This is a genomic window from Aeromonas tecta, assembly GCF_000820185.1.
GTDB classification, from domain to species: Bacteria; Pseudomonadota; Gammaproteobacteria; order Enterobacterales; family Aeromonadaceae; genus Aeromonas; species Aeromonas tecta.
Genome location: NZ_CDCA01000022.1, coordinates 270,221 through 292,144 on the forward strand (window position 1 = coordinate 270,221; position 21,924 = coordinate 292,144).

Annotated in this window: 20 protein-coding genes; 10 read left to right on the forward strand and 10 right to left on the reverse strand. The window is 60.0% G+C overall.

Annotated features, from left to right (window positions below):
- Positions 1-133: 133 nt before the first annotated feature.
- The 3 genes from BN1137_RS08300 to dapA all read right to left on the reverse strand — a co-directional run bounded on the left by BN1137_RS08300 (position 134) and on the right by dapA (position 3,435).
- Positions 134-1,237, reverse strand: a complete 1,104-nt coding sequence (locus BN1137_RS08300) for a phosphoribosylaminoimidazolesuccinocarboxamide synthase (protein WP_050718148.1) — start codon at positions 1,235-1,237, stop codon at positions 134-136.
- A gap of 190 nt (positions 1,238-1,427) precedes the next feature.
- On the reverse strand, positions 1,428-2,555 hold the full coding sequence (gene bamC, locus BN1137_RS08305; protein WP_157433676.1) for an outer membrane protein assembly factor BamC: 1,128 nt from the start codon (positions 2,553-2,555) through the stop codon (positions 1,428-1,430).
- Entirely contained in the window at positions 2,548-3,435 is an 888-nt protein-coding gene (gene dapA / locus BN1137_RS08310) for a 4-hydroxy-tetrahydrodipicolinate synthase (RefSeq protein ID WP_050718150.1), read from the reverse strand. The genes bamC and dapA overlap by 8 nt, the downstream gene beginning before the upstream one ends.
- 198 nt (positions 3,436-3,633) lie before the next feature.
- Here dapA and BN1137_RS08315 point away from each other — a divergent pair, with 198 nt between their 5' ends.
- The 3 genes from BN1137_RS08315 (at position 3,634) to BN1137_RS08325 (ending at position 5,360) form a co-directional block, all read left to right on the forward strand.
- On the forward strand, positions 3,634-4,167 hold the full coding sequence (locus tag BN1137_RS08315; RefSeq protein ID WP_050718151.1) for a glycine cleavage system transcriptional repressor: 534 nt from the start codon (positions 3,634-3,636) through the stop codon (positions 4,165-4,167).
- 17 nt (positions 4,168-4,184) lie between these two features.
- Complete coding sequence (bcp, locus tag BN1137_RS08320; RefSeq protein WP_050718152.1) at positions 4,185-4,652, forward strand: thioredoxin-dependent thiol peroxidase; 468 nt, start codon at positions 4,185-4,187, stop codon at positions 4,650-4,652.
- Between the two features lie 207 nt (positions 4,653-4,859).
- The gene (locus BN1137_RS08325) at positions 4,860-5,360 is read left to right on the forward strand and encodes a YfbU family protein (protein ID WP_050718153.1); all 501 of its coding nucleotides are present in this window, start codon (positions 4,860-4,862) and stop codon (positions 5,358-5,360) included.
- A gap of 167 nt (positions 5,361-5,527) precedes the next feature.
- Here BN1137_RS08325 and yfbV read toward each other — a convergent pair whose 3' ends face one another.
- A complete protein-coding gene (gene yfbV, locus BN1137_RS08330) occupies positions 5,528-5,968 on the reverse strand; it encodes a terminus macrodomain insulation protein YfbV (protein WP_050718154.1) in 441 nt (146 codons plus the stop codon).
- A gap of 302 nt (positions 5,969-6,270) precedes the next feature.
- Here yfbV and BN1137_RS08335 point away from each other — a divergent pair, with 302 nt between their 5' ends.
- On the forward strand, positions 6,271-7,473 hold the full coding sequence (locus BN1137_RS08335) for an acetate kinase (RefSeq protein ID WP_050718155.1): 1,203 nt from the start codon (positions 6,271-6,273) through the stop codon (positions 7,471-7,473).
- Positions 7,474-7,543: 70 nt separating this feature from the next.
- Complete coding sequence (gene pta / locus BN1137_RS08340) at positions 7,544-9,709, forward strand: phosphate acetyltransferase (protein WP_050718156.1); 2,166 nt, start codon at positions 7,544-7,546, stop codon at positions 9,707-9,709.
- 533 nt (positions 9,710-10,242) lie between these two features.
- On the opposite strand, the gene ilvN is transcribed toward pta, so the two are convergent.
- The 6 genes from ilvN to BN1137_RS08365 all read right to left on the reverse strand — a co-directional run bounded on the left by ilvN (position 10,243) and on the right by BN1137_RS08365 (position 15,403).
- The gene (ilvN, locus tag BN1137_RS08345) at positions 10,243-10,737 is read right to left on the reverse strand and encodes an acetolactate synthase small subunit (protein ID WP_005311605.1); all 495 of its coding nucleotides are present in this window, start codon (positions 10,735-10,737) and stop codon (positions 10,243-10,245) included.
- Positions 10,737-12,455, reverse strand: a complete 1,719-nt coding sequence (locus BN1137_RS08350; RefSeq protein ID WP_050718157.1) for an acetolactate synthase 3 large subunit — start codon at positions 12,453-12,455, stop codon at positions 10,737-10,739. The genes ilvN and BN1137_RS08350 overlap by 1 nt, the downstream gene beginning before the upstream one ends.
- A gap of 387 nt (positions 12,456-12,842) precedes the next feature.
- A complete protein-coding gene (locus tag BN1137_RS22380) occupies positions 12,843-12,995 on the reverse strand; it encodes a hypothetical protein (protein ID WP_126623399.1) in 153 nt (50 codons plus the stop codon).
- Between the two features lie 35 nt (positions 12,996-13,030).
- Positions 13,031-14,140 carry an MJ1255/VC2487 family glycosyltransferase gene (locus BN1137_RS08355; protein ID WP_050718158.1) on the reverse strand — a complete coding sequence of 370 codons (1,110 nt, stop codon included), beginning with the start codon at positions 14,138-14,140 and terminating at the stop codon, positions 13,031-13,033.
- Positions 14,137-14,640: a phosphatase PAP2 family protein gene (locus BN1137_RS08360; RefSeq protein WP_050718159.1), complete on the reverse strand. Its 504-nt coding sequence runs from the start codon at positions 14,638-14,640 to the stop codon at positions 14,137-14,139. Before BN1137_RS08360 ends, BN1137_RS08355 begins: the two co-directional genes overlap by 4 nt.
- A gap of 139 nt (positions 14,641-14,779) precedes the next feature.
- Positions 14,780-15,403: a TetR/AcrR family transcriptional regulator gene (locus tag BN1137_RS08365; protein ID WP_050718160.1), complete on the reverse strand. Its 624-nt coding sequence runs from the start codon at positions 15,401-15,403 to the stop codon at positions 14,780-14,782.
- Positions 15,404-15,808: 405 nt separating this feature from the next.
- Between BN1137_RS08365 and leuA the strand changes: the two genes are divergently transcribed.
- From leuA to BN1137_RS08390, 5 genes are all read left to right on the forward strand, one after another.
- Positions 15,809-17,371 carry a 2-isopropylmalate synthase gene (gene leuA / locus BN1137_RS08370; RefSeq protein ID WP_050718161.1) on the forward strand — a complete coding sequence of 521 codons (1,563 nt, stop codon included), beginning with the start codon at positions 15,809-15,811 and terminating at the stop codon, positions 17,369-17,371.
- 185 nt (positions 17,372-17,556) lie between these two features.
- Positions 17,557-18,642: a 3-isopropylmalate dehydrogenase gene (leuB, locus tag BN1137_RS08375; RefSeq protein ID WP_050718162.1), complete on the forward strand. Its 1,086-nt coding sequence runs from the start codon at positions 17,557-17,559 to the stop codon at positions 18,640-18,642.
- A gap of 29 nt (positions 18,643-18,671) precedes the next feature.
- Positions 18,672-20,069, forward strand: a complete 1,398-nt coding sequence (leuC, locus tag BN1137_RS08380) for a 3-isopropylmalate dehydratase large subunit (protein WP_050718163.1) — start codon at positions 18,672-18,674, stop codon at positions 20,067-20,069.
- 12 nt (positions 20,070-20,081) lie between these two features.
- Complete coding sequence (gene leuD / locus BN1137_RS08385; protein ID WP_050718164.1) at positions 20,082-20,681, forward strand: 3-isopropylmalate dehydratase small subunit; 600 nt, start codon at positions 20,082-20,084, stop codon at positions 20,679-20,681.
- 149 nt (positions 20,682-20,830) lie between these two features.
- Positions 20,831-21,772 (forward strand): transglutaminase-like domain-containing protein, encoded by a 942-nt coding sequence (locus tag BN1137_RS08390; RefSeq protein WP_050718165.1) that lies wholly within the window; start codon positions 20,831-20,833, stop codon positions 21,770-21,772.
- Positions 21,773-21,924: the final 152 nt, after the last annotated feature.

The window sequence follows — 21,924 nt, forward strand, 5'->3', positions numbered from 1 at the left end:
GACCCCTTCAACCCGCACCAATAAAAATGGGCCCCATGATGGGGCCCGTTTGTCGAGCCGGGCCTGTGCCCGGCTATCCCTTCTTGCCACCAGCAAACGTTTGTTTTCCGGCGACAAAAAAAGAGGGCAAGCCTCAGTCGACAAGGCCGTATTGAGTGCGCAGCACCTCGATGATCTCCTGTTTCGGATTGGCGGAGCGCACCAGCGGCTGGCCGATGATCTTCTCGGCGATCCCCACGTAGGTGTTGGAGATATCCATCATCACTTCGGTCGGCAGCTTGTTGTCACGGGCCAGGGCGAAGCGTTCCGGCATGCGGTGCTTGTTGAGCAGAATGTCTGGATCAGGGAAATGATTGAGCAGCCACTGACGGAAGCCCTCTTTCGATTTCTCGACGATCTGACCCTCGCGCAGTGCGGCGCCGTCCCAGATACGGGAGCTGTCGGGGGTGCCCACTTCATCCATATAGATGAGCTTCTCACGGCCTTCGGCATCATGGACGTAGCCAAACTCGAACTTGGTATCGACGAAGATCTGATCGAGCGCGGTCAGCGCATCGCTGATCACGTTGAAACCTTCCTTGAGCAACACTTCGTAGCGGTCGATGTCGGCCGGTTTGCTGAAGTTGAAACCCTGGCAGTGGCGTTCGATGTCGGCGCGGGAGACGTTGACGTCATCGGCTTCCGGCACGCCATCCAATCCCTTGAGCACACCCTTGGTGGACGGGGTGATGAGGATCTCCGGCAGCTTCTGATCTTTCTTCAGCCCTTCCGGCAGGCGGATACCGCAGAAATCGCGCTCACCGTCCTTGTAAGCACGCCACATGGAGCCGGTGATGTACTGGCGGGCGATGGCTTCGATCATCACAGGGCGGGCTTTTTGCACTATCCAGACGAAGGGGTGCGGGATGTCCAGGATGTGGCTGTCCGCCAGTCCCTTCTCCTTGAACAGCTTGAACCAGTGGCTGGAGATGGCGTTGAGCGCCGCGCCCTTGCCCGGTACGCCGTTCAGTCCGTCCACGCCCTGCCAGATGCAGTCAAAAGCCGAGATACGGTCGCTGATCACCATGATGGCGAGCGGCGCATCGGCCGGCACATCATAGCCTTTCTCTCTTATGAGCCGGGCACTGTCAGCCGGGGTCAACCAGTAGACGCTGCGCACTTTGCCGGAATGGACAGGTTTATCGGTACGGATCGGTAAATCGTCATTCACCGCCAATACTTGATCTGCAAGACTCATGGTTAATAACACTTCCTGTTGTGGGACTAATAACACAGGGGCTTCAGCCCCTGCTGGTGGGGTTTACATCACGAAACGAGAACACTCAGCCCCTCTTTGGGAGGGGAATTCATCTAACAAAAAAGCGCGCTAGGCTCCCTGTTTGTATGGGAATTCATAAAACAAAACAGGGGCACTAGGCCCCTGTTTTCTATTCTGCTTTTGCTGCTGCCTGATCGGCCAAGCCTTTGGCAAACGCCTCGGACAGGCTGATGTACATCTGGGAGATGACCCCGGAAGCGACCGGCTTCTTGTCCTTGTCGAACAGGGTGATGGAGGTCTTGCCTCCGGCCATCTCGCCGAGCTGGAAGCGATACTTGTCTTCCTCCAGCTTGAACGGCTCGGCCCCCTTGGCCTTCCAGAACTCGCTGCCCGGATCGTCATACTCGACGTCGATCCAGCCAAGAGACTGCTGGGTGTCCTTGATGGTGAAGCCGTAGCCCGGCAGCACCTGGTTCAGGCGGCGCCATACCTGTTCGAAGGAGGCGTCCACGATCCAGGCACTCAGATCGTTGTTGTCCAGACCCAGCTCCATACCCATGCCATCGTTGGTCTTGTGCTGTTCGCGGGCCTTGAGCTGCTTGTCGTAATAGAGGGAGAACTGGTTCAGGGCGCGAGTCGCGTAACGCTGGGCATCGGCCGGGGTCAGCACAGTGCTGGTCTCGCCGTCGATGGTCTCTTCGTGATCCAGCACCCGTACCGACATGTTGACGGCGTGGCGCTGAGTGTCGTTGCGCAGAGTGAACTGGTAGCGCTGACGAATTTTGAAATCATCGTCTTCTTCAGCCCAACCATCCAGCGCACTTGTGTTGTCAAACCAGCCTGTTTGCAGCACACCACTCTGCTGATCCAGCTTCTCTGTGGTCACTTTATGCTGTGCCAGGAAGTTCATCAGGAAGGCCCAGGTATCGCGTTCCACGCTCTGGCTGGTGCTGAGGGCATAGAAGGCCAGAGTCGGCTCGCTGGCTTTCGCCACCACCTGACTGCCTGGCACCACGGTCAGCAACTGGGCGGGCGGACGCACGTCAACCTTGGCGCCGATGGCCCCCTCGCGACTGCTCTCGGGCAGGGCCGGAATATCAAAACTGCTGTTAAAGGCGGGGGTACTCAACCCGGCGGGTACGACGAAGGCACGGCCCTCGAGGCGGTTCTCTTCGTACTCGAAACCACGGTTGGCCATCTTGCGATCCTGGGGTGAACTACAGGCTGCCAACACGGCAACGGTCGCTACACTCAGCACCAGGCGCACTGTATTTCCCTTTCCATTTGCTTTAAACACTCGCCATCAACTCCGCAGTCGTCAGTGCTCGCGTCATCGCCAGTTCGCCCTCGGGGGTGAGGTCGGTGAGCGGCAGACGCAAGGTCGCCGTCGCCATCAATCCCAGCCGGGCACAGGCCCACTTCACCGGGATGGGACTCGGTTCGCAGAACAGAGTCTGATGCAACGGCATCAATCGATTGTTGATGTCATGAGCCCGCCCGGCATCGCCGGTCAGCGCAGCACGACACATGTCGGCCATCTGGGCCGCCGCAATATTGGTAGTGACTGAGATGACTCCGTCGCCCCCTTGCAGCATAAAATCACATCCACTGGCATCATCGCCACTATAAAGCGCAAAATCCGCTCCGCACAGCTCCCGCAGCAGCGGCGTCCGGCTGAGATCGCCGGTGGCCTCTTTCAGGCCGATGATCCCGGGCACCTTGGCCAGCCTGGCCACCGTCTCCGGTTTCAGATCGCAGCAGGTGCGACCGGGCACATTATAGAGAATTTGAGGCAGACCACTAGCCTCGGCGATCGCACAATAGTGACGATAGAGGCCTTCCTGGGTGGGTTTGTTGTAATAGGGGGTAACCGAGAGGCCCGCCACCACGCCAGTTTCGGCGAAGCGCAGGGAGAGAGCAATGGCGTGGGCGGTGCTGTTGGAACCGCAACCGGCAATGACCGGGATGCGGCCGGCGGCAAATTCCACGGTTTTTTCCACAACGCTGATGTGTTCCTGCTCGCTCAGGGTGACCGACTCCCCGGTGGTCCCCACCGCAACGATGGCACTGGTGCCAGCGGTAACATGGTAATCGACCAGAGCGGCCAGACTGGCCCAATCGACCTCACCCGAGGCCAACATAGGGGTGACGAGCGCAACAATACTACCGCGTAACATGGATTTTTCTCCCGATTTTCAGGGGCGTTATGGTAAAGCTGCCCCCTTTGAAAAACAAGGGAGGCGAGGGACAAGCCGTGATACCATCCGCCCTAAAAAATCATGTTCGCGAGCAGGGCATGGCCCCATGCTGGGTCGTCATGCCCATTCACAGGGCTGGCGACAACCGCATTTGCAATAATGGACGAGAGACGATTTATGACTCACTACCTGGTCGTAACGGCCATCGGCACGGATAGGCCTGGCATCGTCAATGAAGTTACCCGTCACGTCAGTGGCTGCGGTTGCAACATTGTCGACAGCCGTCTTGGTATTTTTGGTAACGAATTCACCTTCATCATGCTGTTGTCCGGTGACTGGAACAGCCTGATGCAACTCGAGATAAGTCTGCCCCTGCGCAGCCAGGAGTGGGATCTCATCACCATGATGAAGCGCACCGAGCGCCACCACTCCCTGCAATATGACGTCAGCGCCAGCGCCGATGTGCTGATCCGGGATCAACCCGGCATCGTCAGCCAGTGCACCCAATTCTTCAGCGACCACGGCTGGGACATCCAGGCCATGCAGACTGTGACCCTTGAACAGCAACCCTTCAACCTGCTCAAGGCCAGCTTTCAGCTGAACCTTGCCAAGCAGGGCGAGGCGAGCGGTTCCAAGGCGGCCTTCGCCGAGTTCTGTCGTGAGCTGGGCGCTGAATCGTTCGAGTTTCTCGTCAATCACAAGTACGCCTGACGGCGTTCGGAGACCCCATGCAACCACTACAAGCGGGCACCCAGGCCCCCGACTTTTCCCTCTCCGATCAGGATGGCAATCAGGTCAGTCTCTCCTCCCTGCGCGGCAAGAAGGTACTCATCTACTTCTACCCCAAGGCGATGACCCCGGGTTGCACCACCCAGGCTTGCGGCCTGCGTGACGTCAATAGCGAGCTGGCAGCTCTCAACGTGGTGGTGCTCGGCATCAGCCCGGATCCGGCCAAACGCCTGAAGAAGTTTGAGGAACGTGACAACCTGAACTTCCGGCTGCTGGCCGATGAAGACCACGCGGTCGCCGATGCGTTCGGCGTCTGGGGCCCGAAGAAGTTCATGGGCAAGGAGTATGATGGTATTCATCGGCTGAGCTTCCTCATCGATGAAGAGGGCAAAGTTAGCCATCGCTTCGACAAGTTCAAGACCAGTGATCACCATCAGGTGGTGCTTGATCTGATCAAGGGCCAATAAGCGCTCGTCTGGATATCACTCATCTAGCTATCAAAAGAGGGCCTGCATTGCAGGCCCTCTGCGTTGGCGCGTCTCATCAGGCGCCATGGCGCACATCAGGGCCGGCTCCGGTCCCGCTTTTCTCGCCAACCTCCCCTGCCAGATCAAAAAATTCATCCTGAATATGGGTTAACGTGGCTCCAGATTCATTTTCCAGTGAGACAGCCCATGAACATGAGCCACACCGAACGCCTGATCCTGAGCAATCAGTACGAGATCCTGGCCAAACTCAATCCGGAAAAGGCCCCCTTCTACCAGCGGGCCAGCACCATAGTCGAGCGCGGCTACTGCCTGCAGATCCTCGAGCTGGAGAAGAGTTTCGGCCATCTGGATCTCGCCACCTGCCAGGAGGTGCTGGACACCCTGGAGCTGCACCATGCACTGGCCATCTCCTGGGGCAATCTCGACGCCACAGCGCAAGCCGAGGTGAACGCCAGCCGGCTGAACTTTAACGGTTACAGCCGCAGCCAGGAGCGGGAACTGGCGGACTATGTCTGCTTCCTGCTGGAAGTGGATAAGCGCTTCCCCGAGCTGCCCTGCCCCTGCGACGAGCTCTCCAGCGACATCGCCATGCGTGACAAATACCAGCGCATGCTGGCGGCCTGGCGCCAGTGCCCCCGTCAGTACAAGCTCTCCATCCAGGAGATCAGCAAGGTACTGGCGGCCTGAGGCCAGACATGACAAAGGCGCCCTTGGGCGCCTTTTCGCAGTGATGAAGCTGTACTTTTCGCAGTGATGAAGCTGTATTTGTAGAGACAAGAGTTGTCCATTCGGCTGGATTACTTCGCCTCATTGGTCGAGGAAGGAGTTGTCCATTTGTCGACGGTTACTTCGCCTTATTCGTAGAGGAAGGATTTGTCCAACTGCTTGAAGGCGGCATTGAGGGTATCGGCCAGCTCCTCATAACGGGGCCGCGCCACCAGCTGTCGATGGCCGCCCTGCTCGTTCATCTTGCCATTGATCTCCCGATACCAAGTGGCCAGGGAGGGAGGCAGCCGGGTATCGGCACGCTGGCCAAGCCAGTAGTAACCCTGCAGCGGCAGGCTGAGCAGAAACAGCACCGAGGCCATCACGGACGGCCAGTAATGCAGCTCGCCAAACTGGAACTGCAACATGACGCTGAGCACGGCGAGGGCCGGGATGATCTTGAGGGCAAACTCGGTGGCCTTGATCACCCGATTTTCGGGGAACAGGGAATTAAGCTCGGGACGGCGTGGCCAAAGAGTCATATAATGACGGCCTTGCTGTAATTTAGTTCCAAAAATGTTCATGCTCATGCTACCTCCGAGCTCTTTTTGAACGCATTAACGGCAAAACCTCGACAATATTTGAGGTTCAATAACAAAGGTTGAGGATGACTTTGTTATTTTTCAACAATCAGGTTATCCTTTGAGCGCCTAATTTTTACGCCAACGGCCCGCCGTTGGTCTGTCAGGGACGTCTGGATTTCGGGTCTTGTATCACTATACAAGGGGCAAGCAACAGATTGCCAACCCTCATAAGGATAAGTTGAAAGTTTCTGGGCGCACCGCGTCCGGCACATCCTCCAACCCAACCCAATCTGCGATAGGATTTATTCATGAGTAAGCTGGTTCTTGTTCTTAACTGTGGCAGCTCGTCCCTGAAGTTTGCTGTCATTGACGCAACCACCGGTGATGATCTGCTGTCCGGCCTGGCCGAGTGCTTTGGCCTCGACGACGCCCGCATCAAGTGGAAGCTCAATGGTGAGAAAGGCAGCGCCGATCTGGGTGCCGGTGCCGCTCACCAGGAAGCGCTGGACTTCATCGTCCACAAGATCCTGCCGCTCAACCCCGAGCTGTCCAAGAACCTGATCGCCATCGGCCACCGCGTGGTACACGGCGGTGAGCAGTTCACCTCCTCCGTGCGGATCTGCAAAGACGTGATCGCCGGTATCGAAGCCGCCATTCCTTACGCGCCGCTGCACAACCCGGCTCACCTGATCGGTATCCGTGCCGCGCTGAAGGTGTTCCCAGAGCTGGCCGAGAAGAACGTTGCCGTGTTCGACACCGCCTTCCACCAGACCATGCCGGAAGAAGCCTTCCTGTACGCCCTGCCGTACAAACTCTACAAAGAGAACGGCATCCGTCGCTACGGCGCCCACGGCACCAGCCACTACTACATCAGCCTGGAAGCCGCCAAGCAGCTGAACAAGCCGGTGTCCGAGCTGAACATCATCAACTGCCACCTGGGCAACGGCGGCTCCGTCTGCGCCATCAAGAATGGTCAGTCCGTCGACACCTCCATGGGTCTGACCCCGCTGGAAGGCCTGGTGATGGGTACCCGTTCCGGTGATCTGGACCCGGCCATCATCTTCTTCCTGCACGACAAGCTGGGCATGAGCGTGGCTGACATCAACACCATGCTGACCAAAGAGTCCGGCCTGCTGGGTCTGACCGAAGTCACTTCTGACTGCCGTTTCGTTGAAGACAACTACGACAGCAAGGAAGAAGCCAAGCGCGCCATGGACGTGTACTGCTACCGTCTGGCCAAGTACATCGGCGCTTACGCCGCCGCCATGGACGGTCGTCTGGATGCCGTGGTCTTCACCGGCGGCATCGGCGAGAACTCCGCCCCGATCCGTGAAATCACCCTGAACAAGCTGGGCCTGCTGGGCTTTGACGTCGACCACGACGCGAACCTGAAGGCACGCTTCGGCAAGGGTGGCGAGATCACCAAGGCTGGTTCCACCAAAGCCCTGGTTATCCCGACCAACGAAGAATGGGTCATCGCCCACGACGCGCTGGAACTGGTTGGCGCATAATTTAGCTGTAGAGCAAGGCCGCCCCAGGGCGGCCTTTTCCTGATCCCAAAAAATGAACAAGGGGTAATAAGTGGCACGCACTATTATGCTCATCCCGGTCGGCACTGGTGTCGGCGTAACTTCCGTGAGCCTTGGCGTCGTTCGCGCCATGGAACGTCACGGTGTCAATGTCAGCTTCTTCAAACCCGTCGCCCAGCCGCGTCCGGGTGAAACCGGTGCCGAGCGCTCCACCGCCGTGATCCGCGCCGCCGCCAACATCAACCCGCCCGAGCCGTTCGCCCTCTCCTACGCCGAGAACATGATCACCTCCAGCAACACCGATATCCTGCTGGAAGAGATCGTCGCGCGCTTCGAAGAGCACGTGAAGAGCAGCGGCGCCGAAGTGGTGGTGATCGAGGGTCTGGTACCGACTGACAAGCAGCCGTTTGCCAACAAGCTGAACTACGACGTCGCCAAGGCGCTGGACGCCGACATGGTGTTCGTGACCCATCCGGGCAACGACTCCAGCCAGAAGCTCAAAGAGCGCATCGAGCTGGCCTGCTCCAACTTCGGTGGCGTTAACAACCCGCGTATCGTCGGTTGCGTGATCAACAAGGTCGGCGCACCGGTTGACGAGCATGGCGTGACCCGCCCTGATCTGACCGAGATGTTCGAGGCTCATCACCACACCTCCGACACCGCTCATAACCTGGAAGTGCTGCAGGTGTTCGGCAAGAGCCCGCTGCGCATCCTGGGCTGCATCCCCTGGAATACCCAGCTGATCGCCCCCCGTGCCAAGGATCTCGCCAAGCATCTGGCTGCCAAAATCCTGCACAAGGGTGAGCTCGATAGCCGTCGCCTGCAGACCGTGACCTTCTGTGCCCGCTCCATCCACAACATGATCGAGCACTTCCGTCCGGGTAGCCTGCTGGTGACCTCCGGCGATCGTTCCGACGTCATCGTCTCCGCCTGCCTGTCCGCCATGAATGGCGTCAAGTTGGGTGCCCTGCTGCTGACCGGCAACTATCATCCGGAGCCGCAAGTCATCGCCCTGTGCCAACAGGCCATGGCCACCGGCTTGCCGATCATGATCACCGGCACCAACACCTGGCAGACCGCCGTCAGCCTGCAGAACTTCAACGTCGACATCCCGGAAGATGACCGCGAGCGGATCGAACTGGTGCAGGACTATGTGGCTGGCCACATCGACAAGCACTGGATAGAGTCCCTCTCTGCCAAATCTACCCGCTCTCGTCGCCTGAGCCCGCCGGCCTTCCGTTATCAGCTGACCGAGCTGGCCCGTCAGGCCAACAAGCGCGTCGTGCTGCCGGAAGGTGAAGAGCCGCGTACCATCAAGGCCGCCGCCATCTGTGCCGAACGTGGCATCGCCCGTCCGGTGCTGCTGGGCAACCCGGAAGAGATCCGTCGTGTCGCACAGCAACAGGGTGTGGAACTGACCGATCGCGTCGAGATCATCGATCCGCTGGAAGTGCGCGAGCGCTATGTGCCGCGTCTGGTCGAGCTGCGCAAGAACAAGGGCATGACCGAAGTGGTCGCTCGCGAGCAGCTGGAAGACAACGTGGTGCTGGGCACCATGATGCTGGAACGTGGTGAAGTAGACGGTCTGGTTTCCGGCGCCGTGCACACCACCGCCAACACCATTCGTCCGCCGATGCAGATCATCAAGACTGCGCCGGGTTCGTCGCTCATCTCCTCCATCTTCTTCATGCTGCTGCCTGATCAAGTGCTGGTGTACGGTGACTGCGCCATCAACCCGGATCCGAGCGCCGAACAGCTGGCCGAGATCGCCATCCAGTCCGCCGACTCCGCTGCCGCCTTCGGCATCGAGCCGCGCGTCGCCATGATCTCCTACTCCACCGGTACCTCTGGCGCCGGCGCGGACGTAGAGAAGGTGCGCGAAGCGACCCAGTTGGCCAAGGCCAAGCGTCCCGACCTCATCATCGATGGCCCGCTGCAGTACGATGCGGCCATCATGGAGAACGTGGCCAAGTCCAAGGCACCGAACTCACCGGTTGCAGGTAAAGCCACCGTGTTCGTGTTCCCGGACCTGAACACCGGCAACACCACCTACAAGGCGGTACAGCGCTCCGCCGAGCTGGTCTCCATCGGCCCTATGCTGCAAGGCATGCGCAAGCCGGTCAACGACCTGTCTCGTGGCGCCCTGGTGGACGACATCGTCTACACCATCGCCCTGACCGGTATCCAGGCCGCCCAGGCCGAGGCTGCCGAAGCATAAGCTCGCGCTATGCCGACACTGTTAAAAAACCCGCCTACCGGCGGGTTTTTTTATGATGGATGGCAAATGTTGATCCCTGAGATCAAATCCGGATCCGTTCTGGATCCTCATTCAGAGCCGCTACACCAGCCCCCGCAAGGCCTGCCGAATAAGCAAACACTCACATCTGCCGCCACCGATTGCACACTTGCGATCCAGTTCGGATCAGATCTAAATATCCCTTTAAGATCAGCTAACTAACGCCGAGCACACCGCTAATCTACAGACTTTTCCACAGCTTTTGTGGATAGTTTACCGATCATTTGAAAGAAAATGACAGACTCGCCCTGCCCCTTTCGGCCCTGCAGCCATGACAAAGGGGCTCCGAAGAGCCCCTTTGGGTAACCGATCAGGCTCCCCCTTGATAATCAGGGACGCAGGGCCTTGTCGGCGCGGGAGATCCCGCAGACAACTTGAGGCGCACCACCCGGCAAAATCACAAAAGGGCTCCGAAGAGCCCTTTATGGATAATCGATTGACCGGGGCAATATGGATCAGGGACGCAGTGCCTTGTCAGCGCGGGAGATGCCACAGACACCGGAACGCACCACCTCGATGATCTCGTTGGTCTGGGCCGCCGTCTTGATGAAGGCGTCCAGCTTCTCGCTGGTGCCCACCAGCTGCACCGTGTACTGCTCCGGGGTCACGTCGACGATCTGACCACGGAAGATGTCCGCCAGTCGTTTCAACTCATCGCGAGCACCACCGGCGGCGCGGGCCTTGACCAGGGCTATCTCCCGCTCGATGTGTTCACCCTCACTCAAGTCACACACCTTGAGCACGTCCACCAGCTTGTGCAATTGCTTCTGGATCTGCTCCAGCACCCGCTCGTCACCCATGGTGACTATGGTCATGCGCGACAGAGTCGGATCCTCGGTGGGTGCCACCGTCAATGTCTCGATGTTGTAGCCGCGCTGGGAGAAAAGGCCCACCACACGGCTCAGGGCGCCGGATTCGTTTTCCAACAGAACGGAAATAATATGTCTCATCAGGTTCTCTCCGTCTTGCTCAGCCACATCTCATCCATGGCACCAAACTTGATCTGCATCGGATAGACGTGCTCATCGGGGTCGACCGAGATGTCCATGAACACCAGTCGATCCTTCATGGCGAAGGCCTTCTCCATGGCGCTTTCGAGCTCGGCCGGATCGCTCACCGCGATGCCGACGTGGCCGTAGGCTTCCGCCAGCTTGACGAAGTCAGGCAAGGATTCCATGTAGGAGTGGCTGTGACGGCCGCCGTAGAACATCTTCTGCCACTGCTTGACCATGCCGAGGGCGCGGTTGTTGATGGAAATGATCTTGATGGGCACGCCATATTGCAGGCAGGTGGAGAGCTCCTGGATGTTCATCTGCACCGAGCCGTCACCGGTCACGCAGCACACCACCGCATCCGGGTTGGCAAACTGGGCGCCCATGGCGGCCGGAATACCAAAGCCCATGGTGCCGAGGCCGCCTGAGTTGATCCACTGGCGCGGCTTGGCAAACGGATAGTAGAGCGCGGCAAACATCTGATGCTGACCCACGTCCGAGGCGACGAAGGCCTCCCCCTTGGTCACCTTGTACAGCGCCTCGATCACCTGCTGCGGCTTGATCAGGGTGGGTGAGGTCTCGTAGGCCAGGCAGTTGCGCGAACGCCACTGGGCGATCTGCTCCCACCACTCCGCCAGCGCCTGCTTGTCGTTGTCAAAGCCACACTCGCGGATCACCTCCAGCATCTGCTCCAGCACGGTTTCCACCGAGCCGACGATGGGCACGTGGGCCTGCACCGTCTTGGAGATGGAGGTGGGATCGATATCGATATGGACGATAGTCGCATTGGGGCAGAACTTGGCCACGTTGTTGGTGACGCGGTCATCGAAGCGGGCACCCACGGCGAAGATCAGATCCGCGTTGTGCATGGTCTTGTTTGCTTCGAAGGTACCGTGCATGCCAAGCATGCCGACAAACTGCGGATGGGTACCGGAGAAGGCCCCGAGCCCCATGAGCGTCGTGGTCACCGGCAGATTCAGCAGCTCGGCCAACTTGGTCACCAGATGATCCGCATTGGCATTGATGGCACCGCCGCCCACGTACATGACCGGGCGCTGGGCCTCGGTCAGCAGCTTGGCGGCCCGCTTGATCTGGCCCTTGTGTCCGGCTTTGGTCGGATTGTAGGAACGCAGTGAAACGGACTCGGGATACTGATAGGGGAACTTCTCTTTCGGGTTCTGCACATCCTTGGGCAAGTCCACCACCACCGGCCCCGGGCGGCCACTGGCAGCAATGTAGTAGGCCTTCTTGATGGCATCGGGGATCTCGCTGGCCTTCTTGCACAGGAAGCTGTGCTTCACCACCGGACGGGAGATACCGATCATGTCGGTCTCCTGGAACGCATCCTCCCCGATCATGCTGGTCGGCACCTGGCCAGACAGGATCACCAGAGGGATCGAGTCCATGTAGGCGGTGGCGATACCGGTGATGCAGTTGGTGGCGCCGGGACCCGAGGTCACCAGCACAGTGCCCACCTTGCCGGTAGAGCGGGCGTAGCCGTCTGCCATGTGTACCGCGGCCTGCTCGTGGCGCACCAGTACATGTTCCATCTTGCCGTTTTCGAAGAGAGCGTCATAGATGTCGAGCACTGAGCCGCCAGGGTAGCCGAATACGTGTTCAACTCCCTGATCTTCCAGCGCTCTAACCACCATCTGGGCGCCTGATAACATCTCCATGATAAAGCCCTCCAGGCTTTGCTCCGTTAAGCAAAACTATCGACAGTCCGCTGCTTCCCGGCAGCGCCAGTCCGTGTCTTGTTGTTGTCTGAATACAGATCAGGCGAGTTCGACACCGTCGATAGTAGAAAAAGTGATTTTTTCCATCATTCACCCGAAAATCGGGTGAAAAACCAACTTAACCCGCTTGTGAACGCTTGTCCACGGCTTTGTCTGGCCACAACAGTCATAAATTTCAAACAGCTATTAACATTCAGTGACTTGGTCATCGGGCCGGAAAGAAAGCGGGGAGGATGGGAGAGAAAGCAGTGGATCATGCTGCCTAGGTGGAAATAAATGGCCCACCCGCAAGGGGTGGGCCCTCATCAACGGTCAAATTCACCGCACTCAGTGGTCCTGTTCCGGCTCCACCAGCCAGATCTGCTGATCCGGATCCGTCTCTTCGCAGACCGAGATGCTGACCCCCATATCCAGTAATTCATGGAGTGTCAGATTGTCCGCCAGGGTCATGGTGTCGCCGTTCTCATTGGTAAAGCGCATGCTGTCCGTCCTCTCCTTGATGGGATCGTTTCAGTTTAGTCAAAGGCGCTGAGTTGCGATAACCAGGGACGCGTCAATGCCAGGCTCCCCTCCAGCTCGCTGAGCCGATCGCACACCTCCTCCGGAAAGAGCGTCTTGGCCCACAGCCGGCGAGACAGCTGATCCACCCCCTCCTCTGCGCCGGCGACCAGCCACGCAGCCAGCTCAGTCGCCACATCCGGATAGCGAATGGCCCCCGGCGCCGGCGCCTCCAGCCAGCGCCTGACCCCGTTGGCGTCCAGCGTCTCCATCAGCTGGGCCAGCCCCATCAGCTCCAGGGTCTTGCCATTGGTCAGCTGCTCGAACTGCCCTCCCAGCGGTTTGACCAGCAACTTCTTGCCCAGGGAAAGCGCCTCCGAGGCCAGCTCGAAACCCGCATTGGTGATGACCCCCCGGCAGCCGGCCAATATCTGCTTGAAGCCTTCCCGTGCCAGCGGCTCGAAGTGGATGTTGTGCCACTGGCTGGGCGTGCGGATGGCAGGGTGAAAGCAGGCGAACTGCTGCTGGGTGAAGCGCGATAACAGAGCCGCTATCTGCTCGGGCTGCTCAAACGGCAGATAGACCAGCATCTGCTGATTGTCCGGGGCCAGTGCGATGGGATCGATGATGGGGGGCAGCAACGGCTGGCCAAAGTGAAACCAGTGCAGCCCCAAGGATTGCCGGACCGGGGCGAAATGGTGCATCAACTGGCGACTGAAGCCGCTCTCCCCCCAACGCGGAATGGACCAATCGAAACTGGCCTGATGGCTGATGGTCAGGCTCGGCTTCTGCCAGCGACGGGCAGCATGGGCGCTGAGTGGCTCGAAATCACTGATCACCAGATCGTAATCGCGGCAATCGAGCGCTCGCATATCCTGCCAGAAGCGCAAGGGAGAGAGTCCCTTGAGGGTACGCCAGCCCGAGATGCGACCCTCGTGGCTGACGAAACTGATACCGGGAAAGGTGCGATAGTTGCCAAACTCGCTCATCTCGAAGTAACTGTCAGCCGGGCGACCGCTGAACAGATAGTCCACCTCGACGCCCCTGGCCTTGAGCGCGCGAGCCAGGGTGCGACTGCGGCTGATGTGACCATTACCTGTGCCCTGTACTCCGAACAGTATCTTCATCCATGACTCCAGCTCAATGCCCAGAGGGCGCAACCACCACCGAGCAAGGCGCCGGCCACCAGATCGCTCAGATAGTGCACCCCGAGCAACAGGCGTGACGCCCCGACCAGGATGGCCCAGGTGAACAGCAGGGGGGCCCATAGTGGAAAGCTCGCGGCCAGCACGGTCGCCATCAGGAAAGCGGCCGCGGTATGGCCGGAGGGCAGACTGTAGCGATCGGAGGGCGTGATGAAGACCGGCAGCCCCACCGGACGTTGACGTCTCAGGGCATTCTTGAGCAGCAGATAGAGCGGCAATTCGAGGGTAAACGCCAACAGCGCAGTCAGTACCGGCTCTCGCTGCGCCTCCCCCTGCCACCAAAGCAGGGCGGCCAGTACGACGTAGAGCGGGCCATCGCCGGTGTGAGAGATGGCCCTGCTGATCCTGGCCTGCGAGCGGTTGTAGGGATGGAGCAGGCAGAGGCGACAGACCTGCAGGTCCCATTGCTGGATCTTGTTCATAACCTCTCCTTCCCTGAGATCTCTGTGCAGACTAGGACGGCGGAGTGACAGTTCGTTGAAGGGGAGATAACAGATTTGTGAACAGCGCGATGAAAAAAGGGCCGAGCGGCCCTTTTTTACAAATGTGAATTACCGGCGATCAGTTCAGAGAGGCGCGCAGCCCGCTCTCCATCAGTCGGCAGTTGTGGGCCGCCAGGCGGCTCATGAAGTTTTCGTCCACGGTCAGGCCAAACACCTGCTCATAGAGATCCTTCATCACGAAAGGCTGCCACATCATGCTGAGGAAGGAAATTTTCAGCATCTCGGGATCCAGGTTGTCACCCAGCTCACCGTTGGTGCGCATAGATTCCAGCAGGGCATCGAACTGGGGCAGTTGGCGCTCCAGCAGACGGTTCAGCACAAAATCCCGCCCCGGGCTTTTTTCAGTCGATAACGCACTGGAGATGGCGGAGGTCAACTCGCTGTTCGGTGCCATCACCTGATAGTAGGTATTGAGCAGATCGTTAAGGCTGCGGTTGCTGCTCTCATCATGCCAGGCCTGATCCAGCGGCTCGGCCACATCGCCAAGCACGGCCTTGTAGAGGCCCTCTTTACTGCCGAAGTAGTAGTGGATCATCGCCAGATTGGAGCCAGCCAGCTCGGCGATCTCACGGGTCGTCACCTTGCTGTAGGGTGTATTGAGAAAACGCTCGCGCGCGGCGGCAAGCAGCTTGTCACGAATGTCGGAGCGCCCAACCGGACGACCAGGTCTGCGTTTTTCCATGGGATACCTCAGATAATTCAGCAAGAGCTGATAAGTCGATCTGATTGTGCGGATGATCGAGTACAGCAGGAATGACCGGATAATCAGGCATGAACCGAATATGGGACAAGGAAATTTGCATTCCTTTACAATCCGATTAAATAAAACAGTGCAATGAACCTGCCCGTTCGGGTTGACACAGCATAAGAATCTCGATATTGGTAGAAGCGTTATCGACTGGAAGGATTGAGTCATCATGCATATTGCCGCTCCGCTACTACTGCTTTCCCTAATCGCGACTCGTCGCGCGGGATCCTTGTAGCCGGGCTAAGGCATAGCCGGAATTTACAAAAACCCGTGCACCCCGCACGGGTTTTTTTATGCCATGCAGGATGCACGTACCGAACTTAGGAAGAGGGAAGTCACATGTCAGATCGGGTCATCATTTTTGATACCACCTTGCGCGATGGTGAGCAGGCGCTGTCGGCCAGCTTGACGGTCAAGGAGAAGCTGCAAATCGCCCAGGCACTGGAGCGACTCGGCGTCGACATCATGGAAGTGGGTTTCCCGGTCTCCTCCCCCGGTGATTTTCTCTCGGTGCAGACCATCGCCCGTCACATCAAGAACAGCCGGGTCTGCGCCCTGGCTCGCGCCCTGCCCAAGGATATCGACGCCGCCGCCGAGGCACTGAAAGTCGCCGAGGCCTTCCGCATCCACACCTTTATCTCCACCTCATCGATTCATGTGGAGAGCAAACTGAAGAAGAGCTTCGAGGACGTGCTGGAGATGGGCATCAGCGCGGTCAAGCATGCTCGCCGCTACACCGACGATGTGGAGTTCTCCTGCGAGGATGCGGGCCGCACCCCCATCGATAACCTGTGCCGCATGGTCGAGGCCGCCATCACCGCCGGCGCCCGCACCATCAATATCCCGGATACCGTGGGCTACACGGTACCGACCGAGTTTTCCGGCATCATCCAGACCCTGTTCAACCGGGTGCCGAACATCGACAAGGCCATCATCTCGGTGCACTGCCACGACGATCTCGGCCTGTCGGTGGCGAACTCCATCGGCGCCGTGCAGATGGGCGCTCGCCAGATCGAGTGCACCATCAACGGCATCGGTGAGCGGGCGGGCAACTGCTCCCTGGAAGAGGTGGCGATGATCCTCAAAACCCGCGCCGACTTGCTGGGGGTGCACACCAACATCCGCCACAGCGAGATCCACCGCACCAGCACCTTAGTCAGCCAGCTGTGCAACATGCCGGTGCAGCCGAACAAGGCCATCGTCGGCGCCAATGCCTTCTCCCACAGCTCCGGCATCCATCAGGATGGCGTGCTCAAGGCCAAGAACACTTACGAGATCATCACCCCCGAGAGCATCGGTCTGCCCCAGAACAACCTCAACATGACCTCCCGCTCCGGTCGCCACGTGATCAAGCACCGCATGGAAGCCATGGGCTACGCCGAGAGCAGCTACGACCTCGACGATCTCTACGGCAAGTTCCTCGCGCTGGCCGACAAGAAGGGCCAGGTATTCGATTACGATCTCGAGGCGCTGGCCTTCTTCAGCCAGATCCACGAAGAGCCGGAGCACTTCAAGCTGGAGTACCTCGGGGTGCAGAGCGGCAGCTCGGTGCTCGCCACCGCCTCGGTGAAATTGAAGGTGGGTCAGGAGACCGTCAGCGAGGCCGCCACCGGCAACGGTCCAGTGGATGCGGTCTATCAGTGCATCAATCGCATCACCGGCTATGAGATCCGCATCGACAAGTACGAACTCAAGGGCAAGGGGGAAGGCAAGAACGCCCTCGGCCAGGTGGACATCGTCGCCGAGTACAAGGGCCGCAAGTTCCACGGCATGGGGCTCGCCACCGACATCATCGAATCCTCGGCCCAGGCCCTGATCCACGTCATCAACAGCATCTGGCGCGCGGACATGGTCGCCGAGCAGATGGGACAGAAGAACAACATCAAGGCGGAAACCGTCTGAGCAGCGTCGCTGGGCAGATGGAACACAGCAACAGCATCAAAACAGAGACAGTCTGAACGGCGACAAACTCGCTGACAGATGAGAGACAACAACATCAGGACGGAGACACTCTAAACAGCAATCGGCCCACCGTATCGGGCCGCTGAGCAGAGGGATCTCAAGAACAACATCAGGACGGAAACAGTATGAGCAGTTATCGGATCGCAGTATTGCCGGGTGACGGCATTGGCCCGGAAGTGATGGCCGAGGCCGTCAAGGTGCTGGAAAAGGTGCAGGCCAAGTTTGGCTTCTCCCTCGACTATGACCGCCACGACGTGGGCGGCATCGCCATCGACAACCACGGCACTCCCCTGCCCCAGAGCACCATAGCCGGCTGCGAAGCCGCCGACGCCGTGCTGTTCGGCTCAGTCGGTGGCCCCAAGTGGGAGCATATGCCACCGAACGATCAGCCGGAGCGCGGCGCCTTGCTGCCCCTGCGCGCTCACTTCAAGCTGTTCTGCAACCTGCGTCCGGCCCGCATCTACACCGGCCTCGAGCAGTTCTCGCCGCTGCGTGCCGACATCTCGGATCGCGGTTTCGACATCGCCTGTGTGCGTGAGCTGACCGGCGGCATCTACTTCGGTCAGCCCAAAGGGCGCGAGGGAGAAGGCCCGACCGAGAAGGCGTTCGATACCGAGGTGTATCACCGCTTCGAGATCGAACGCATCGCCAAGATAGCGTTCGAAACGGCTCGGGTACGCAAGGCCAAGGTCACCTCCATCGACAAGGCCAACGTGCTCGCCTCCTCCATCCTGTGGCGCGAAGTGGTGACTGCCGTCGCCAAGTCCTACCCGGACGTGGCCCTGAACCACATGTACATCGACAACGCCACCATGCAGCTCATCAAGGATCCGTCCCAGTTCGACGTGCTGCTCTGCTCCAACCTGTTCGGCGACATCCTCTCCGACGAGTGCGCCATGATCACCGGCTCCATGGGGCTGCTGCCCTCCGCCAGCCTGAACGAATCCGGCTTCGGCCTGTTCGAGCCGGCCGGTGGCTCGGCGCCGGACATCGCTGGCAAGGGGATCGCGAACCCCATCGCCCAGATCCTCTCCGCCGCCCTGATGCTGCGCTACAGCCTGGGTCAGGAAGCGGCCGCCAAGGCCATCGAGCAGGCGGTCGCCCAGGCCCTGGCCGAGGGTTACTTCACCGCCGACCTGCATCAGGCGAGTGCCCAGCACCCGGTACAGAGCACGGCGGCCATGGGCGATCAGATAGCCGCGCGCATCTGATCCAGCATCCAATAACAAGGAAGAGAGCAATGTCAAAGACCCTCTATCAGAAAGTGTTCGATGCCCACGTGGTCCGTGAAGTGGCTGGCGAGACGCCCCTCATCTATATCGACCGCCACCTGGTGCACGAAGTGACCAGCCCACAGGCGTTCGACGGCCTGCGCGCCATGAACCGCCAGCTGCGCCGCCCGGATCTGACCTGGGCCACCATGGATCACAACGTCTCCACCACCACCAAGGACATCGCCGCCTCCGGCGAGATGGCCCGCATCCAGATGGAGACGCTCGCCGCCAACTGCAAGGAGTTCGGGGTTCGCCTCTACGACCTGAACCACCAGTATCAGGGCATAGTCCACGTGATGGGGCCTGAGCTCGGCATCACCCTGCCCGGCACCACCATCGTCTGCGGCGACTCCCACACCGCCACCCACGGCGCCTTCGGTTCACTGGCGTTCGGCATCGGCACCTCCGAAGTGGAGCACGTGATGGCCACCCAGACCCTGAAACAGGGCCGGGCCAAGACCATGCGCATCAGCGTCAACGGCAAGCTGGCCGAGGGCATCAGCGCCAAGGATGTGGTGCTCGCCATCATAGGCCGGGTCGGCCACGCCGGTGGCACCGGCTACGTGGTGGAGTTCGCTGGGGACGCCATCGCGGGTCTGTCCATGGAAGGGCGCATGACGGTGTGCAACATGGCCATCGAGCTCGGCGCCAAGGCGGGCATGATTGCCCCCGACCAGACCACCATCGACTACATCCGCGGCAAGGTGTTCGCCCCCGAGGGTGAGGCGCTGGAGCAGGCCATCGCCTACTGGCAGACCCTCAACAGCGATGCCGATGCCAAGTTCGATGCAGAAGTGGTGCTCAATGGCGCCGACATCGCGCCGCAGGTGACCTGGGGCACCAACCCGGGCCAGGTGATCGCCGTGGGTGAACCCATCCCGGATCCGGACTCCTTCACCGATCTGATGGAGCAGCAGTCCGCCCGCAAGGCGCTGGCCTACATGGACCTGCAACCGGGCCAGAAACTCTCCGATGTCGCCATTGACAAGGTGTTCATCGGCTCTTGCACCAACAGCCGCATCGAAGACTTGCGGGCCGCTGCCGCCATCGCCCGTGGCCGCAAGGTCGCCGCCGGGGTGCAGGCCCTGGTGGTGCCGGGCTCCGAGCAGGTCAAGGCCCAGGCCGAAGCCGAGGGACTGGACAAGATCTTCATCGAGGCGGGCTTTGAGTGGCGTCTGCCGGGTTGCTCCATGTGTCTGGCCATGAACAATGACCGGCTGCAACCGGGGGAGCGCTGCGCCTCCACCAGCAACCGCAACTTCGAGGGTCGCCAGGGCCGCGCCGGTCGCACCCATCTGGTGAGCCCGGCCATGGCGGCCGCCGCCGCCGTCACCGGTCATTTTGCCGATATTCGTGCGCTGTAAGAGGGAATGAACATGACAGGATTCAAGCAACATAAAGGGATCGCCGTCCCCCTCGACAGCGTCAACGTCGACACCGACGCCATCATTCCCAAGCAGTTCCTGCAGAAGGTGAACCGCACCGGCTTTGGCAAGCACCTGTTCCACGACTGGCGCTTCCTGGATGATGCCGGCCAGCAACCAAACCCGGAGTTCGTGCTGAACCAGCCGCGCTACGCGGGTGCCAGCATCTTGCTGGCGCGGGAGAACTTCGGCTGCGGCTCGAGCCGCGAGCACGCCCCCTGGGCGCTGGCGGATTACGGCTTCAAGACCATCATAGCCCCGAGCTTCGCCGACATCTTCTACGGCAACGCCATCAACAACGGCATGGTGCCAGTGCGTTTGCAGGACGAAGAAGTCGAGGCCCTGTTCCAACTGGTCACCGCCAACCCGGGACAGCAGATCGAGGTGGATCTGGAGGCGAACCAGGTACGCGCCGGCACGCTCAGCTTCGGTTTCGAGATCGACGAGTTCCGCCGCTACTGCCTGCTCAACGGGCTGGATGCCATCGGCCTGACCCTGCAGCACCAGGCCGCCATCGACGCCTTCGAGGCGAAGCAACCGAGCTGGATCTAAGCGAGTTCAAGACCCGCCTCGGCACCTTCGAGACAAGGCAGCCAAGCTGGGTGTAAGCCTAAGACCAGAAAACAGATAGAATCCACAGGGAGCCCAGGCTCCCTGTTTTATTTCCGGCAGACGGCCAACCGATACCCGAGGAGAGGATGATGACCCAAGCGCGCGACCTGTCCCTGCTCTACGCCATACTCTGCGCCCTGCTGTTCGCGCTGCCGGCCTCTGCCGGGCAGAGTTTTTTTCACAGCAACGGTGGTCAGCTCAACGTTGGCTGGCAGGACAGGGAGGGCAAGGCGCAGCAGCTCAGCTACCGGCTGGAGGCGGGCAAGCTGCCGCCGCTCATCGCCTATCGTCCGGACAGGATGCAGGAGGATATGCTGCAGCAGCTGTTGCAACAGGCCGTCATCGAGTTCCCCGAGGTGCAGTTCTCCCTCTCCCGCCCCGAGCTCGCTCTCAGCATCAAGAGCCGCAACGCCGACAAGGCGCGGGAAGCCCAGGCCTGGGTCGGGCCTGAGCAGGCGAAATTGGCGCAGGAGTGGCTCAAGCAGCACTACTTCCAGCGCTTCACCCCATCCGATGGGGTGCCTGCCATCAAGCAGGATCATGTGCGCATCGCGTTGGAGAGCCGGACCGAGCTGGCGCCGCTGGCGGATCAGCTCAAGCGGCAGGGGGCCACCGAGATGGAGGCGCGCCAGCAGACAGTGGCCTTTATGCTCGACTTCGTGCAAACCATTCCCTATACCCTGCTGGACAGCCAATCCGGCCGGGCCGGCAAGGGCTTTCTGAGCCCCCGTCAGGTGCTGGAGCAGAACAGGGGGGATTGCGACAGCAAGGTCACCCTGATGGCGGCCATGCTGGCCCAGCTCTTCCCGGAGCTCCCCCAGGCCATGCTGTTCGTGCCCGGCCACGCCCTGCTGGGCGTGGCCCTGCCCGCCAAGGCGGGGGATGCGGTACTGACCTGGGAGGGACAGACCTATCTGCTGATGGAGCCGACCGGTCCGGCCCAGCTCCACATGGGTCAGCTGGCTCCCACCAGCAAGACCCTGGTCGACAGCCGGCAACTGAGCGTACAGCCCGTGCTGGCCAGCCAATAAACAGTGGTGAGATCGGCTCGGACGAGATGTAGATCGCCCACCCATCGTCGTCAGACAGGCTGGACATGGTGAAATGCCCCGCGCTAAAGCAGCAGGCTATGCTGTCTGATATTAAAAAACATCGGCCAGCAGAGGCTGGCCGATAAAAAGCA